Source organism: Actinoallomurus iriomotensis (assembly GCF_030269445.1).
In the GTDB taxonomy this organism is placed as follows: Bacteria; Actinomycetota; Actinomycetes; order Streptosporangiales; family Streptosporangiaceae; genus Actinoallomurus; species Actinoallomurus iriomotensis.
The window spans coordinates 1095120-1110581 of sequence record NZ_BSTJ01000001.1 but is presented as its reverse complement, the minus strand read 5'-3'; the positions used below and the strand labels follow the sequence as shown (position 1 = coordinate 1110581).

The window sequence follows — 15462 nt, the reverse complement described above, 5'->3', positions numbered from 1 at the left end:
ACTCTCCGTGGTCGTCGGCCGGGGTGGTGGGACAGGGCGATCCGTACCCCTCCATGCCGCATCGTCACACCTCGGCGTCACGGCCCGAGACCGACGGTCGTACGATCCTCTTCCACAGGGATCGGGAGGGTCAGTGAGAATCTGGGTGCCGGACCGCGAACTCGCCGACGCCGTCGAGGGCGTCGAGGGCGTGCACGCGCGGATCTACGACGGCCGGAGCGACGAGCCGCCCGGCGACCCGGCCGAGGTCGACGTCTACGTGCCGCCGTTCGTCGCGACTCCGCGCAGCCGCGAGATCGTGGCCGAGATGTCGAGCCTCCAGGTCATCCTGTTGCAGGTGGCGGGTGTCGACACGTTCCTGCCGGTGGTGCCCGAGGGCGTCATCTTGTGCAACGCCCGCGGCGTGCACGACGCGAGCACGGCCGAGTGGGTGGTCGGCGGCATCATCGCGGCCCAGCGGGAGTTCCCCGGCTTCCGCGACGCCCAGCGCGAGGGACGCTGGGACTGGCACATGACAGACGCCTTGACAGACCGCACCGTGATGATCGTCGGGTACGGCTCGGTAGGGGAGGCGATCGAGCGCCGTCTCACCCCGTTCGAGACGCGGATCATCCGCGTCGCCCGATCCGCCCGCGACGGCGTACACCCCGTGAGCGCGCTGCCCGAAATCCTGCCCGAGGCCGACGTCGTCGTCCTCATCGTGCCCTCGACCGCCGAGACCACGGGACTGGTCGACAAGGCGTTTCTGGCTCGCATGAAAGACGGAGCGTTGCTGGTCAACGCGGCGCGCGGCACCGTCGTGGACACCGGGGCGCTGCTGGACGAGGTGACCGGCGGCCGGCTCCGCGCGGTACTCGACGTGACCGACCCCGAGCCGCTGCCGGCCGGTCATCCGCTCTGGACGGCGCCCGGGGTGTTCATCACCCCGCACGTCGGCGGTTCCACCCCGGCGTCGCGCCGCCGGATCGTCGCGCTTGTTACTGACCAGGTCACACGGCTTGTCACGGGGGAGCCCCCGATCAACGTCATCAGGGGCGACTACTGATCGGGTAAACACTGCCCGGCGGGCCTTTGCCCGCCGGAGACCGATTACAGGCCGCTACGTTTCCTCTCCGGCCGTCATTTCCGGCAAAACGCCTAAAAGGTCAGGGTTGTGATTACTCACGGTGGCCATCCGTCGCCTGCTGGACGCCCGGCCTCAATCGCTCCGTGACATACGGCCCGTAGATTGAGCCGCGAAGCTGACCAGCCCGACCACCGCGCGGACCATGCCGGAAGACCCCGGCCTTGATTCGCGGGGTTCGCAACTCAAAACCCGGTGCCCCGCTCAGGCGGGACACCGCCTCGCAAGGATGACAAAGCACTTGACAGACCACCGGAGAACCGCCCGGGTTCGGTGGAGAACTCGGGAGTCATGTGCGCCCTGCGAGGCGTTTCCAGAGCGGGACGGCTAATGATCAAGTCGCGGGGAGCAAGTTAGATGACCGGGGAGGGAGCGGAGCGGCGGCGCTGGCACGTACCGGCACCGGTGCGGCCGTTCGGAGCGCTCGTGGCGCTCGCCTTGATCTATGCCCTCGCGCTCGGGCTGGGCTGGGGCGGAGGGCTGTCCGGAGCATGGCTCGCCGCGTGGGCCGCGGCCGCCGCCGCGTCGTCGCTCATGTACGCCGCCGTGCGCGCGCCCCAGACGGCCGCCGGAAAGATCGACCGGGACATGTGGCGGTGGTTCGGCGTGGCCGCGCTGGCCTGGTGCGCCGGCGCCACGGTGAACGCCGTCTCCCGGCTCGTGATCAGCCGCGCCGTCGTGACGGTCTCACCGGCCGACCTGTTCCTGCTGGTCGCGCCGATCGCGATCACCGCGGGCTTCCTCGCGCCGATACGCCTGCCGCGCAGCGCGCGTCCCTGGCTGCGCTACCTGGCCGACACCTACGTCTGCGCCTGCGCCCTGTTCGTGGTCGGCTGGGTCGCGATCTTCGATCGGCTCTACCATGCCTCCGGCGAGGGCTGGGGCCAGTTCCTCATCGAGCTGCGCTACCCGGTGCTGGACGCCGCGCTGGTCTGCGCGCTGTTCCCGATGGCCCTCGTCGCCGTACGGGCGAACCACCGGCCCGCCGCGCTCGCCTACTGCGCACTGCTCGTGCTGTCCGCGGCCGACGTGGTCTACGCCGTGCTCCGGCTCAACGACGACGCCACCCACGGCATCCCGGCCGACGTGGTCCGCGCGGCCGGACTGCTGCTCCTGGCCGCCGTGCCCTGGCTCGGGCGCGGGGAGGGACCGGCCGAGGACACGCGCCGGCCGCTGGTCGGGCCGGGCCTCGCGCCCGCCGCCACCGCCGCCGCGGCAGCGATCTTCGTGGCCGGCCACACGCTCACGGGCGCCCGCGGGCTGCGGCCGATCGTGCCGATCGTCGCGGGCTCGGCGGTGCTCGTCCTGCTCGCCCGCCTCGCCGAGCTCGTCCGCGAGAACGACCGCCTCGCCCGCGCCGCCGCGAGCGGCGAGGAGCACTTCCGCGCGCTCGCCGAGAGCATCAACGACGTCGTGCTCATCTGCGGCCTCGACGGCGTCGTGCAGTACGTCAGCGCCGGACCCCGCCGCTCGTACCACTACACCGCCGAGGACCTCCTCGGCCGCCCCGTGTACGACGTCGTCCACCCCGAGGACCTGCCGCGCGTCGTGGACGCGGTGACGGCCTTCCTCGACACCGACTGCGACCTCGACGTCGCGCGCATCGCCTGCCGCATCCGCGCCACCGACGGCACCTGGCTGCCCACCGAGTCGACCATCTCCCGGTACGGCCGGGCCGGCGACGGCACCGACCAGCTGCTGGTCACCACCCGCGACTTCAGCGAGCAGGTGGCGCTGGAGCGCCAGGTCGCCCACCTGACCTTCCACGACGGGCTGACCGGCCTGCCCAACCGCGCCTACCTCGAAGAACGCGCCCGGGAGAAGGTCGGACGCAGCCAGGGCCCGGTCGCGGTCGTCTTCGTCGACCTCGACGGGTTCACCGCCGTCAACGACTCCATCGGCCACGCCGGCGGCGACCAGCTGCTCGCCCAGGCGGCGCGGCGGCTCCGCGCGGGCGTGCTGGCCGACGACACCGTCGCGCGCTGGGGCGGCGACGAGTTCGCCGTGCTCATGGAGAGCGCGGCCGAGGTGCAGACCGTCGTCGACCTCGGCGAGCGTCTCCTGCGGGCCCTGGCCGGCGAGCCGTACCGCGTCGCCGACCGCGCCATCGTGCTCACCGCCAGCGTCGGCATCGCCTTCACCGAGGACTGCATCGAGGGCGCCGAGCTGATCCGCAACGCCGACATCGCGCTGTCGCGGGCGAAGGATCTCGGCGGCGGCCGGGTCGAGGTCTTCGCCGCCAAGATGCACGCCGACGTCATGCGCCGGCTCGAACTCGGTAGCGACCTGCAGCGCGCGCTCACCGAGCAGCAGTTCGCGGTGGAGTTCCAGCCCGTGGTCGAGCTGGCCACCTCGCGGGTCACCGGGGTCGAGGCGCTGGTCCGCTGGTGGCGGGACGGCGTGTCCGTGCCGCCCGAGGAGTTCATCGGCACCGCCGAGGAGTCCGGGCTCATGGTGCCGCTCGGCAACTGGGTGCTGCGCGAGGCGTGCGCCCAGGTGGCCCGGTGGCGGGAGAACGGCTGGGAGATCGGCCTGTCGATCAACCTCCGGCCGCGTGAGATCGCGGCGGCGCACTTCGTCGACTCGGTCGCGGCCGCGCTCGCCGACAGCGGGCTGCCGCCCGGCGCGCTGACGCTGGAGGTCAAGGAGGAGGTGCTGGTCGACGGCTCCGACGAGCTCATCGAGCGGTTGTCGGCCCTGCGCGACCTCGGCGTGCGCCTGGCCATCGACGACTTCGGCACCGGCTACGCCTCGCTCGCCTTCCTGCGGCAGCTCCCGGTCGACGTCATCAAGATCGACCCGTCGTTCGTGTCCGGGCTCGGCCGCGACGAGACGCTCACGCTGCTGACTCGCACCATCGCCCGGGTCGGCCGCGATCTCGGGCTTACGGTCGTGGCCGAGGGGGTCGAGCGGCCCGAGCAGCTCGAACTGCTCCGCGAGATGGGCTGCCCCCGGGGCCAGGGCTATCTCGTGTCCCGGCCGATGGCGCCGAGCGGCATCGAGGCGCTCGTGCAGCTCAATCCTCGCGGCGAGGCGTCCATCCCCCTCCACGGTTCGGTGATCTCCGCCAGCTGACCGGGGACCGTTCGCCTGCGAACAGCTCCAATGTCGTTGACGACGCATCGTGATCTTCGCCATCCTTACCGTGATCCTTACCAAGATCATGACTTTCTCCCACAATGGCGAAGGAACTCCATATGCGCGCGCGACGACACCTCCTCGTCGCGGCAGCCGTAGGGCTCGCCGGTCTGGCGACCGGGCAGGCCTACGCTGCCTACCAGCCGAAACCCGTCCCCGTGACCCGGCAGCAGGCCTTCGCCGACGCGGCCAGGGCCGAACACGTCCCCCTCAGGCTCCTGCTCGCCGTCTCGTACCTGGAGTCGCGGTGGGACGCCAACCAGGGCCGGCCGAGCGTCAGCGCGGGGTACGGCCCGATGCACCTGACCGACGGCACGCTCGTCCCCGCCCGGGAGCACTTCTCCGGCGGCACCGAGGACCCGCGCGGCGACACGTCCCGGCCGAGACGCCGGCCCCGGGCGAGCGGCGTGCGCCCCGGCCACGTGGCGCAGACGTTGCAGCAGGCCGCCGAGCTGACCGGCGCGAGCGCCGACGACCTGCGCACCGACGCCACCGCCAACATCCGTGCCGGGGCCGCGCTGCTCGCGCACTACCAGCGCCGGCTGCGCAGGCCGCTCAGCTCGAACCCGTCCGCCTGGTACCAGGCGACCGCCCGCTACGGCGGCACGAGCTGGTTCGCCGACCAGGTCGTGAACGTCCTTCGCACCGGCGAGTCCCGTACGACCGACGACGGCCAGCGGGTCACGCTCGCCGCGACACCCGGCCTGAAGGCCGTCCGGACGGCCGCCAACGCCGCGCAGACCGAGTGCCCGCCCGACCTCGGCTGTGAGTGGATCCCCGCCCCGTACCGGCAGCTCGATCCGAAGGACCAGACGAAGTACGGCAACCACGACGAGGCGCGGCGCCCGCTGAGCCAGCGGATCCGCTACATCGTCATCCACGACACCGAGGGCGACTACGCCTCATCGGTCAAGCTGGCGCAGGACCCGACGTACCTCGCGTGGAACTACACGGTCCGCTCCTCCGACGGCCATGTCGCCCAGCACGTCAAGAACAAGGACATCGGCTGGCACGCCGGCAACTGGTACATCAACGCCAAGTCGATCGGTGTGGAGCACGAGGGCTTCCTCGCGCAGGGCGGCACCTGGTACACCGAGGCGATGTACCGCGGCTCGGCGGAGCTGGTGCGCTACCTGACCCGTGAGTACGGCATCCCGGTGGACCGCGCGCACATCCTGGGCCACGACAACGTCCCGGGCGGCGTGCCGTCCGACGTCGCCGGCATGCACCAGGACCCCGGCCCGTACTGGGACTGGGCGCACTACTTCGACCTGCTGGGCCGGCCGCTGCACGCGACCGGCGGCGCGAACGCGGGCCTGGTCACCATCCGGCCGGACTACGCCACGAACACCGTCCCGTACACGGGCTGCGACGCGAAGAACCCGAGCGCCGCGTGCCCGGAGCACGGCGGCGGCGACGTCCTGCTCCGCACCGCGCCGTCCGCGGACGCGCCGCTCGTGAAGGACGTCGGCGCGCACCCGCCGAACGGCGACGCGACGATGAGCGTGTACGACTTCAGCGCGCGCGCCTCGACGGGCCAGACCTACGCGGTGGCCGGCCGGCAGGGCGACTGGACCGCGATCTGGTACCTCGGGCGGAAGGCGTGGTTCCACGACCCCGCGAGCGCACCCGTCGCCGTCGGCGCCCGCGGCCTGGTCGCGACGCCCAAGCCGGGAGCGAAGTCGGTGCCGATCTACGGGCGGGCCTATCCGGAGGCGTCGGCGTACCCGGCGAACATCCCGGTGCAGGACCTCACGCCGATGCAGTACACCTTCGCCGCGGGCCAGAGCTACCCGGTGGCCGACGTGGCGCGCGGCGAGTACGCCTACTCGAAGACCTTCGACGTGTCCACCCACGCCGTCGTGAAGGGCAGGTTGAAGTACTACGAGATCCAGTTCGGCCACCGCGTGTACTACGTGAAGGCCACTGACGTGGTGCTCAGACGCGTCTCGTGACGCGTGTCCGGAAGTGGAAAATTGCTGTGGTGTCTCGAATGATCGAAAGTCATTGACGAGGCCTCCGGGCTTCGGCACTCTTACCGCGACCCTCACCGTCAGCGGAGGCTGCCGATGCCCGTGCGACGTCACGCTCTCGTCGCGGCGATCGTGGCCCTGGCCGGTCTAGGTACCGGCCAGGCCCATGCCGCCCAGCAATCCAGTCCGGTCCCCACCACCCGGCAACAGGCCTTCGCCGACGCGGCGAAGGCCTACCACGTTCCCGAGAAACTGCTGCTCGCCGTGTCCTACCTGGAGTCGCGGTGGGACGCCAACCAGGGCCGGCCGAGCGTCGGCGCGGGCTACGGCCCCATGCACCTGACCGACGGCACCCTGACCTCCGCCGGAGAGCACCTGTCCGGCGGGGGTGAGGACCCCCGCGGCGACACGGCGCGCCCGGCGCTGCGCCCGAAGGCGACGGCCGCTCCCGCCGCGAGCCCGGACGGGCAGACGCTCCAGCGGGCCGCCGGACTCACCGGGACCGCCGCGACCACCCTGCGCACCGACCCCACCGCCAACATCAGGGGCGGCGCCGCCCTGCTCGCCCGCTACCAGCGCGACCTCGGCAGGCCGCTCGCCGCCGACCCCGCCGCCTGGTACCAGGCGACGGCCCGCTACGGCGGCACGGCCTGGTTCGCGGGCCAGGTCTACGACGTCCTGCGCACCGGCGAGTCCCGTACGACCGACGACGGCCAGCGGGTCACGCTCGCCGCCACGCCCGGGATCAAGCCGGCCGGGGCGGGCGCCGACGACCCGCGGACCGAGTGCCCGCCCGGCCTCGGCTGTGAATGGGTGCCCGCGCCGTACCAGCAGCTCGACCCGAGCGACCCCACGAGCTACGGCAACCACGACCTGGGCGACCGGCCCAAGAGCCAGCGGATCCGCTACATCGTCATCCACGACACCGAGGCGGACTGGGCGACCACGCTGAAGCTCGCCCAGGACCCGACGTACCTCGCGTGGCACTACACCGTACGGTCCGACGACGGGCACATCGCCCAGCACGTCAAGACCAAGGACGTCGGCTGGCACGCGGGCAACTGGGACGTCAACGCCCGCTCGATCGGCATCGAGCACGAGGGCTTCCTCGCGCAGGGCGGCAGCTGGTACACCGAGGCGATGTACCGCAGCTCCGCGGCGCTGGTCCGGTACCTGACCAGGAAGTACGACATCCCGGTCGACCGGGCGCACATCCTCGGCCACGACAACGTCCCCGGCATCACGCCCGCCAACGTGCAGGGCATGCACGAGGACCCGGGGCCGTACTGGGACTGGGCGCACTACTTCACCCTGCTGGGCCACCCGCTCCACGCCACCGCCGGGCCGCGCTCGGGCATGGTCACGATCCTGCCGGACTATGACAAGAACGTCGTGCCGTACACCGGCTGCGACGCGAACGCTCCGAGCGCCCCGTGCCCGCCGCACGGCGGCGGATCGATCATGCTGCGTACCGCGCCCAGCGACGACGCGCCGCTCGTCAAGGACATCGGCAAGCACCCGCCGAACGGCGACGCGACGATGAGCGTGTACGACCACAGCGCACGCGCCGCGACCGGCCAGACCTACGCCGTGGCGGACCGCCAGGGCGACTGGACGGCGATCTGGTACCTCGGCCAGAAGGCGTGGTTCCACGACCCGAAGAAGCAGCCCACCGCCGTCGGCGCCCACGGCTTCGTCGTCACGCCCAAGCCGGGCGCCGCGTCGGTGCCGGTCTACGGGCGCGCCTACCCGGAGCCGGAGGCGTACCCGGCGAACATCCCGGCGCAGAGCCTGGTGCCGATGCAGTACACCTTCGCCGCCGGCCAGAGCTACGCCGTGGCCGACACGGTGCGCGGGGAGTACGACTACTCCACGACCTTCGACGTGTCCACGCACGCCATCGTGCGCGGCAAGCTGAAGTACTACGAGATCCAGTTCGGCCACCGCGTCTACTTCGTCAAGACCGGTGACGTGGTGCTCAAGCGCGTCTTCTGAGGCGCCTGAGGGCCGCACCGCCCGCCGTGATCGCCCGATCACGGCGGGCGGTCTCGTATGCTGAGATTTGTAGTCCACAGATTTGACGTGAGGCGGCAAATTCGCCATGGTTGGGAACGTGAAACGCAATCTGATTCTCGTACTTGGTCGGCGCGCAGGCTGACCAGGTTCGACCGCTTGCGCGCTCCCCTCGACCGCCACCCGGCGCGAGGGGTTTTTTGTTGGCCATGACCCCTGGGCTCGTGACAGGCCGTGAGTGCACGATCACCGAGCCCGAGCCCTCAGGAGCACAAGGACTTGCGATGACCGAACGGATGACCGGAGCCCAGGCGCTCGTCAGAGCCCTGGAGCAGGTCGGTGTCGACACTGTGTTCGGAATCCCGGGAGGCACCATCCTCCCGGCGTACGACCCCCTTTTCGACTCCCAGCAGGTACGCCACATCCTTGTCCGTCACGAGCAGGGCGCAGGCCACGCCGCGGAGGGATACGCCCAGGCCACCGGCAAGGTCGGTGTCTGCATGGCGACGAGCGGTCCGGGCGCGACCAACCTCGTCACCCCGCTCGCGGACGCGTACATGGACTCGGTGCCGATCGTCGCGATCACCGGGCAGGTGGTGAGCGGTGCGATCGGCACGGACGCCTTCCAGGAAGCCGACATCGGCGGCATCACGATGCCGATCACGAAGCACAGCTTCCTCGTCACCGACCCCGCGGACATCGGCCGTACCATCGCCGAGGCGTTCCACATCGCCTCCACCGGCCGGCCCGGCCCGGTGCTGGTCGACATCGCCAAGGACGCGTTGCAGCGCGAGGTCGACTTCGTCTGGCCGCAGCCGATGCAGCTCCCCGGCTACCGTCCGGCGGTCCGGCCGCACGCCAAGCAGATCCGCGAGGCCGCCCGGCTCCTGGCCTCGGCGAAGCGGCCGGTCCTGTACGTCGGCGGCGGCGTGATCAAGGCCAGGGCCGCCGACGAGCTGCGTGCGCTCGCCGAGCTGACCGGCGCCCCGGTCGTCACGACCCTGATGGCCAAGGGCGCCCTGCCCGACAGCCATCCGCTGCACATGGGCATGCCGGGCATGCACGGTAACGTCGGCGCGGTCGGCGCCCTCCAGCAGTCCGACCTGCTCGTCGCGCTGGGCGCCCGCTTCGACGACCGCGTGACCGGCCGGCTCGACACCTTCGCCCCCGACGCGAAGGTCGTGCACGCCGACATCGACCCGGCCGAGATCTCCAAGAACCGCCACGCCGACGTGCCCATCGTCGGCGACTGCCGCGACGTGCTCACCGACCTGATCACCGCGGTGCGGAACGAGCACGCCGCCGGCCGCAAGGGTGACCACGCGGACTGGTGGCGCCAGCTCAGCGCGTGGCGCGAGACGTACCCGCTGGGCTACGAGACGCCGGCCGACGGGTCGCTGGCACCGCAGCAGGTCATCCAGCGCATCGGGCAGATCGCCGGTCCGGACGCGCTGTACGTCGCGGGGGTGGGCCAGCACCAGATGTGGACCGCCCAGTTCATCGGCTACGAGCGGCCCGGCGCGTTCATCAACTCCGGCGGGCTGGGGACGATGGGCTTCGCGGTGCCGGCCGCGATGGGCGTCAAGCAGGGGCGGCCGGACACCACGGTCTGGGCGATCGACGGCGACGGCTGCTTCCAGATGACCAACCAGGAGCTCGCCACCTGCGCCATCGAGGGCATCCCGATCAAGGTCGCCGTGATCAACAACGGTAACCTCGGCATGATCCGGCAGTGGCAGACGCTGTTCTACAACGAGCGGTACTCCAACTCCGACCTGCAGTCCCGGCGGATCCCGGACTTCGTCAAACTGGCGGAGGCGTACGGCTGCGTGGGACTGCGGTGCGACAACGCGGCCGACGTGGATGCCACGATCAACAAGGCCATGGAGATCAACGACGTGCCCGTCGTGATCGACTTCATCGTCCACCAGGACGCGATGGTCTGGCCGATGGTCGCCGCCGGCACGAGCAACGACGACATCAAGATCGCGCGAGACCTGGCGCCGGAGTGGGGGAGCGATGACTGAGCTGGGAGAGAACACGAGATGAGCAGGCATACGCTTTCGGTGCTGGTCGAGAACACGCCGGGCATCCTGGCGCGTGTGGCGGCGCTCTTCTCCCGCCGCGGCTTCAACATCGACTCACTGGCCGTCGGCACGACCGAGCACCCGGAGATCTCCCGGATGACGATCGTGGTCAACGTCGAGGAACGCCCGCTCGAGCAGGTCACCAAGCAGCTCAACAAGCTGATCAACGTCATCAAGATCGTCGAGCTCGACCCGGCGGCGTCGGTCCAGCGCGAGCTCGTTCTGATCAAGGTCCGCGCCGACCACGAGACCCGTTCCCAGGTGCTGGAGACCGTCGAACTCTTCCGCGCCCGGGTCGTCGACGTGGCCCCGGACGCGGTGACGGTCGAGGCGACTGGTAGCAAGGACAAGCTCGAAGCCCTGATCCGGGTGCTCGAACCCTTCGGCATCAAGGAACTCGTGCAGTCGGGCATGGTCGCCATCGGCCGAGGTGCCCGTTCCATCACCGACCGCTCGCTGCGCGCCATCGAGCGCAGCGCGTGAGCCGTTTTTTCAGAGAGGTAAAGGCAAGTGGCTGAGATCTACTACGACAAGGACGCCGACCTGAGCGTCATCCAGGACCGCCATGTCGCGGTGCTCGGATACGGCAGCCAGGGACACGCGCACGCGCTCTCGCTGCGCGACTCCGGCGTCGACGTCCGCGTCGGCCTGCCGAAGGACTCCAAGAGCCGCGAGAAGGCCGAGAACGACGGCCTGCGCGTGGTCACGCCGGAAGAGGCGTGTGAAGAGGCCAACGTCACGATGGTGCTCATCCCCGACCACCTGCAGCGCGAGCTGTACACCTCGGCGATCGCGCCGTCGCTGGTCGAGGGCGACGCGCTGTTCTTCGGCCACGGCCTCAACATCCGCTACGGCCTCATCGAGCCGCCCGAGGGCGTCGACATCTGCATGGTCGCCCCCAAGGGCCCGGGCCACCTGGTCCGCCGCCAGTACACCGAGGGCCGCGGCGTGCCGGTACTCGTCGCCGTCGAGCGCGACGCCACCGGCAACGCCTGGCCGCTCACGCTCTCGTACGCCAAGGCCATCGGCGGCACCCGTCCGGGCGCGCTCAAGACGACCTTCACCGAGGAGACCGAGACCGACCTGTTCGGCGAGCAGGCCGTGCTCTGCGGCGGCGTGTCCGAGCTGATCAAGGCCGGTTTCCAGACGCTCGTCGAGGCCGGCTACCAGCCGGAGGCGGCCTACTTCGAGTGCCTGCACGAGATGAAGCTGATCGTCGACCTGATGTACGAGGGCGGCCTGTCCAAGATGCGCTGGTCGATCTCGGACACCGCCGAGTTCGGCGACTACACCCGCGGCCCGCGCATCGTCACCGACGCCACCCGCGAGGAGATGCGCAAGATCCTCGGCGAGATCAAGGACGGCACCTTCGCGAAGGAGCTCGTGGAGGAGTTCGACGGCGGCCGCAAGAACTTCCTCAAGCGCCGCGAGGAGGAGCAGAACTCGCCGATCGAGCAGACCGGCGCCAAGCTCCGCCCGATGATGTCCTGGCTCCAGGACGACTGATCTCTTTCTGAGAGCCGCCCCGGGCCCGTCAGGCGATCCCTCGACGGGCCCCGGGGGCGGTCCCCGGCTCTACTCCGGGGATTCCTCGACCCAGCGGCGGAGCCGGTCTTCGGACACGCCGTAGATCTGTGCGGCGGTTGAGATCGGCCAGGTGCCCTCGACGACGTCGCGTACCGCTTTCGGTCTGCACCTGGCGTCCCACGCCTGAAGGATCGCCTCGGTCCTCTTCCGGAACTGCGGAAGCCGCGCGACGAGCTTCGTGAAGGCGGTCTCGCTCTCTTCACGGGTACGGAAGAGAAAGCCGTCGTTGATCGTCAGCGCGGCCTCGATGCGGCGGATATCGTCGCCGTCCAGCCAGCTCCGGACGGTATCGAGCATCTCGGTGCCGTTGTCCTGGAATTTCCAGGAGAGCGTGTCGCATACCTCGGCGAGATCCTCGTCGTCCAGTCGCTCCAAGAGACCGCTGAGAAGCGTCTCCATCGGTACTTGGCGCATCCGCTCATTCTCCGCCTCCGCTTTGTCGAGACGGACACTGGTCGTGATTCCCGTTGATACGGTCACGCCCATGTCAAGCGATCATGATGAAACGGAGCTGCCGCTCGATGCCGCGTTTGAGCGCCTGCACGCCGACGCGGCCGCCGGGGATCCGCGGGCGGCCGGCGAACTCGGGCGGCTGTTGTGTCTGTTGCCGCAGGACGGATCACTGACCGCGTGGAGCTGGTTAGCGCCGGAATGGCCCGCCGAACCGTGGCTGCGCGCCGCGCTCGCGTCGCGGCCGGACGACATCGACTCCGCCGCCCTGCTCGCCGGTCTCCTCACGCAACGGTTCGAGACCGGTCTCCAGGTGCACGACGGCGATTCCGATACCGCGCTACAGGACGAAGCGACGGCATTGTACTCCCGGATCCTGGGCCGGGATCCCGACAACGCGACGGCGAAGGCCGGCCTCGCCGCGATCCAGGACCTCCTCGAGCCGGCCGGCACCACGCCGGTGTCCGGATACGGCTTCTACTGTGCCACGTGGTCGGCCCACTCTGGCTCGGCCGGTTGGGTCAGCCTCCTGGTCGCCACCGATCCGCGTGAGTTCCGGTGGGCGTTCGACCGGCAACTACGGTGCGGACTCGACGGCGACGACGACCCGGCGGTGTTCTTCGCCGACACTGAACCGGCGATCACCGTCTACCGTTCAGGAGAACCGACCAGGCTGATACGACTCGAACGCCATCTCGGCAGGAGCGCGGAACGACCTGTCGAATGGTCGGAGTTCACCCTGCCGTCTCTCACCGGTGACCTGCTGCCGGTCGGCCATCCGGCCCAGGTCCGCCTCGGCCACGGGAGCGAGCGGCTCGCCTTCTACGGCTCCAGCGTCTACAACGACTACTGAATCATGAAGCGTGCTGTGCGCTCTCATGGGTTCGTCCGTATGCTCGGGAAGCGTGCGAGTTGATCTTGTCACGCTGGTCGTGGACGACTATGACCCCGCCATCGAGTTCTTCGTCGACGTGCTCGGCTTCGAGCTGGCCGAGGACTCGCCGTCGCTGACGAACGACGGCCGTCCGAAACGGTGGGTCGTCGTCCGGCCGCCAGGGGCCGAGACGGGCGTCCTGCTCGCCCGCGCGGACGGCGAACGGCAGTCCCTGGCCGTCGGGAACCAGGTCGCCGGCCGGGTCGGGTTCTTCCTCCAGGTGGACGACTTCGAGGCCGAGTACGAACGGATGGTCGCCGCGGGGGTCGAGTTCGTGACCTCGCCTCGCACCGAGCCGTACGGCCGGGTCGCCGTGTTCCTCGACATCTCCGGTAACCGCTGGGACCTGCTCGGCCCGGCCTGACCGGATCCGGTGTGCTCATCACCCTCTCTCCGTACGCGCGCCGGGAGGTCTCAGGGGCGCACGCCGCAGGAGGATGCGGCGCATGGCGCCGTAGCCGCGGTCGAATTTCTCCGCCACTTCGCGGATGGTCCAGCCCTCCCGGTAGAGGCGGGCGGCCTCTTCTTCCAACCATTCGAGTTCCGGATCGGTCTTGGCGTCGCGGAGTGCGCGAATGTCGGCCCATCGGTAGCGGCGGTGCCCGCCCGGGGTCGTCAGCGACGTCAGGCGGCCCGCTCTGGCCATTTGCGCGAGCGTTCCCGTGGCGATGCCGAGCGCTCGCGCGGCCTCGTACGGTTTCAGCAAGTGGTCGTCGGGGAGATCGCGGTCGTTCACTTCGCGACCGCCGCCCATACCGTTTTCCCGCCGTTCTCCTCGCCGCGCACTCCCCATTCTTCGCAGACGGCGTCGACGAGGAACAGGCCGCGTCCCGTGGTGTCCGTCTCGCCGGCGTTCCTCACCGTGGGAAGACCGGGGCCCATGTCCGTGACCTCGACCAGGACGGTGTCGCCGCGGCGTTGAAGCGCGAACAGGAATATATCGCGCTGCTTTATGGCATTAGTCACTAATTCGGACACCACGAGTAGCGCATTGTCCCTCAGCGGCGTGAGATCCCAGTCGTCCAGGACCCTTTCGGTGAGCGTACGGGCCTGTTCGGCGGCGATCGCGTGTGGCGGCATGCGAATGCGCAGGTCGCGATTCTGTGCCGGATGGCGGAGGATATTCGAAAGGTCCACGAATGCTCTCCTGGTCGGTGATAATCGGGATTCAGGAGAAGGATTGACCCGTCCCCGTCGACGTGTCGATGTTTCTCGGAAACATCCGCAACACTCGGAAACACGGAGGGCCTGTCAATGCATGCGAAACCGTCACCGGACCCGATGATCTCGATGTGGACCTGGCTCGCGCACGATGTGCGCTTTTATCGCACTCGCGCGAAAATGTCCGGTACGCGGCTGGGGGAGCTGCTCGGCTGCGACCGCTCGACGATCTCCCGCATCGAGTCCGCCACGCTCAAGATCGACGACAAGCAGGCGAAGATCCTGGACCGGATCTTCGACACCGGCGGCCACTTCCTCCGCCTCCTGAGGTACGCCGAGCTGGGCCACGACCCCGACTGGTTCAAGGCCTTCATCGGGTACGAAAAGACGGCGGCGAGTATCCGCATCTACGAGGCGTTGGTCATCACTGGCCTTCTGCAGATCGAAGAGTACAATCGAGCTTTGCTGATGGCTGCGAGAATCGTCGATGACGTAGAGGAGGCATTAGCGACTCTTGTCGCACGTCAGGCGGTGCTCGACAGAGACCCTCCTCCGAATATGTGGGTGCTGCTCAACGAATCAGCCCTGCGTCAACCGGTAGGCGGGGCGGAGGTGATGAGAAAACAGCTTGCCCACCTGCTGGAGATGAGCGAGCATCCGCATATCTCCCTTCGGGTCATCTCCACGGAAGTAGGCGCCCACGTCGGTTTGGACGGCTCGTTCAGCGTCCTGGAATCCCCTGCCAGTCGAGCAGCCTATACTTCGGCCCTGCCGCAAGGGCGATTGATTCTCGCCGCCGCCGAGATTGAATGGTACAAGGACCGGTTTGAGCAGATCGGATCGGACGCTCTGTCGAGGAGTAGCTCTCGGCAGATGATCAAACAGGTTTTGGAGGAATTTCAGTGAGTGAGACTCCCTGGAGGAAGAGCAGTCGCAGCGGTGGCTCCGGCGGAGCGAACTGCGTCGAGGTCCGCATCGAGGAGAAGTCCGCTTAGT

General features: G+C 69.4%; 14 protein-coding genes. 11 read left to right on the top strand and 3 right to left on the bottom strand.

The annotated features are described in order from the left end of the window. Positions 1 to 133 precede the first annotated feature (133 nt). The 7 genes from QSK37_RS05275 (at position 134) to ilvC (ending at position 11840) form a co-directional block, all read left to right on the top strand. The gene (locus QSK37_RS05275; RefSeq protein WP_285617929.1) at positions 134 to 1045 is read left to right on the top strand and encodes a 2-hydroxyacid dehydrogenase; all 912 of its coding nucleotides are present in this window, start codon (positions 134 to 136) and stop codon (positions 1043 to 1045) included. A gap of 435 nt (positions 1046 to 1480) precedes the next feature. Further along, a complete protein-coding gene (locus QSK37_RS05270) occupies positions 1481 to 4198 on the top strand; it encodes a putative bifunctional diguanylate cyclase/phosphodiesterase (protein WP_285617928.1) in 2718 nt (905 codons plus the stop codon). Positions 4199 to 4320: 122 nt separating this feature from the next. Then, on the top strand, positions 4321 to 6216 hold the full coding sequence (locus tag QSK37_RS05265; RefSeq protein ID WP_285617927.1) for an N-acetylmuramoyl-L-alanine amidase: 1896 nt from the start codon (positions 4321 to 4323) through the stop codon (positions 6214 to 6216). A gap of 114 nt (positions 6217 to 6330) precedes the next feature. Then, positions 6331 to 8229 (top strand): N-acetylmuramoyl-L-alanine amidase, encoded by a 1899-nt coding sequence (locus QSK37_RS05260; protein ID WP_285617926.1) that lies wholly within the window; start codon positions 6331 to 6333, stop codon positions 8227 to 8229. A gap of 227 nt (positions 8230 to 8456) precedes the next feature. Next, the gene (locus QSK37_RS05255) at positions 8457 to 10274 is read left to right on the top strand and encodes an acetolactate synthase large subunit (protein WP_285617925.1); all 1818 of its coding nucleotides are present in this window, start codon (positions 8457 to 8459) and stop codon (positions 10272 to 10274) included. Between the two features lie 18 nt (positions 10275 to 10292). Next, on the top strand, positions 10293 to 10817 hold the full coding sequence (ilvN, locus tag QSK37_RS05250; protein WP_285569495.1) for an acetolactate synthase small subunit: 525 nt from the start codon (positions 10293 to 10295) through the stop codon (positions 10815 to 10817). Between the two features lie 36 nt (positions 10818 to 10853). Then, entirely contained in the window at positions 10854 to 11840 is a 987-nt protein-coding gene (gene ilvC / locus QSK37_RS05245; protein WP_285571326.1) for a ketol-acid reductoisomerase, read from the top strand. 69 nt (positions 11841 to 11909) lie between these two features. Here the strand turns inward: ilvC and QSK37_RS05240 are convergent, their stop codons facing one another. Beyond that, the gene (locus tag QSK37_RS05240) at positions 11910 to 12407 is read right to left on the bottom strand and encodes a hypothetical protein (RefSeq protein WP_285617924.1); all 498 of its coding nucleotides are present in this window, start codon (positions 12405 to 12407) and stop codon (positions 11910 to 11912) included. Between QSK37_RS05240 and QSK37_RS05235 the strand changes: the two genes are divergently transcribed. Together QSK37_RS05235 and QSK37_RS05230 are read left to right on the top strand one after the other, a co-directional pair. Beyond that, positions 12406 to 13224 carry a hypothetical protein gene (locus QSK37_RS05235; protein ID WP_285617923.1) on the top strand — a complete coding sequence of 273 codons (819 nt, stop codon included), beginning with the start codon at positions 12406 to 12408 and terminating at the stop codon, positions 13222 to 13224. The genes QSK37_RS05240 and QSK37_RS05235 overlap by 2 nt on opposite strands. 52 nt (positions 13225 to 13276) lie before the next feature. Then, positions 13277 to 13669 carry a VOC family protein gene (locus QSK37_RS05230; protein WP_285617922.1) on the top strand — a complete coding sequence of 131 codons (393 nt, stop codon included), beginning with the start codon at positions 13277 to 13279 and terminating at the stop codon, positions 13667 to 13669. An 18-nt stretch (positions 13670 to 13687) separates the two neighbouring features. On the opposite strand, the gene QSK37_RS05225 is transcribed toward QSK37_RS05230, so the two are convergent. Continuing rightward, complete coding sequence (locus QSK37_RS05225; protein WP_285617921.1) at positions 13688 to 14059, bottom strand: helix-turn-helix domain-containing protein; 372 nt, start codon at positions 14057 to 14059, stop codon at positions 13688 to 13690. Next, positions 14038 to 14442: an ATP-binding protein gene (locus QSK37_RS05220; protein ID WP_285617920.1), complete on the bottom strand. Its 405-nt coding sequence runs from the start codon at positions 14440 to 14442 to the stop codon at positions 14038 to 14040. Before QSK37_RS05220 ends, QSK37_RS05225 begins: the two co-directional genes overlap by 22 nt. A gap of 117 nt (positions 14443 to 14559) precedes the next feature. On the opposite strand from QSK37_RS05220, the gene QSK37_RS05215 reads away from it, so the two are divergent. Together QSK37_RS05215 and QSK37_RS51635 are read left to right on the top strand one after the other, a co-directional pair. Further along, positions 14560 to 15372, top strand: coding sequence for a helix-turn-helix domain-containing protein (locus QSK37_RS05215; RefSeq protein WP_285617919.1), 813 nt, complete (start codon positions 14560 to 14562; stop codon positions 15370 to 15372). Further along, entirely contained in the window at positions 15369 to 15461 is a 93-nt protein-coding gene (locus tag QSK37_RS51635; RefSeq protein ID WP_432705524.1) for a DUF397 domain-containing protein, read from the top strand. Before QSK37_RS05215 ends, QSK37_RS51635 begins: the two co-directional genes overlap by 4 nt. Position 15462 lies beyond the last annotated feature (1 nt).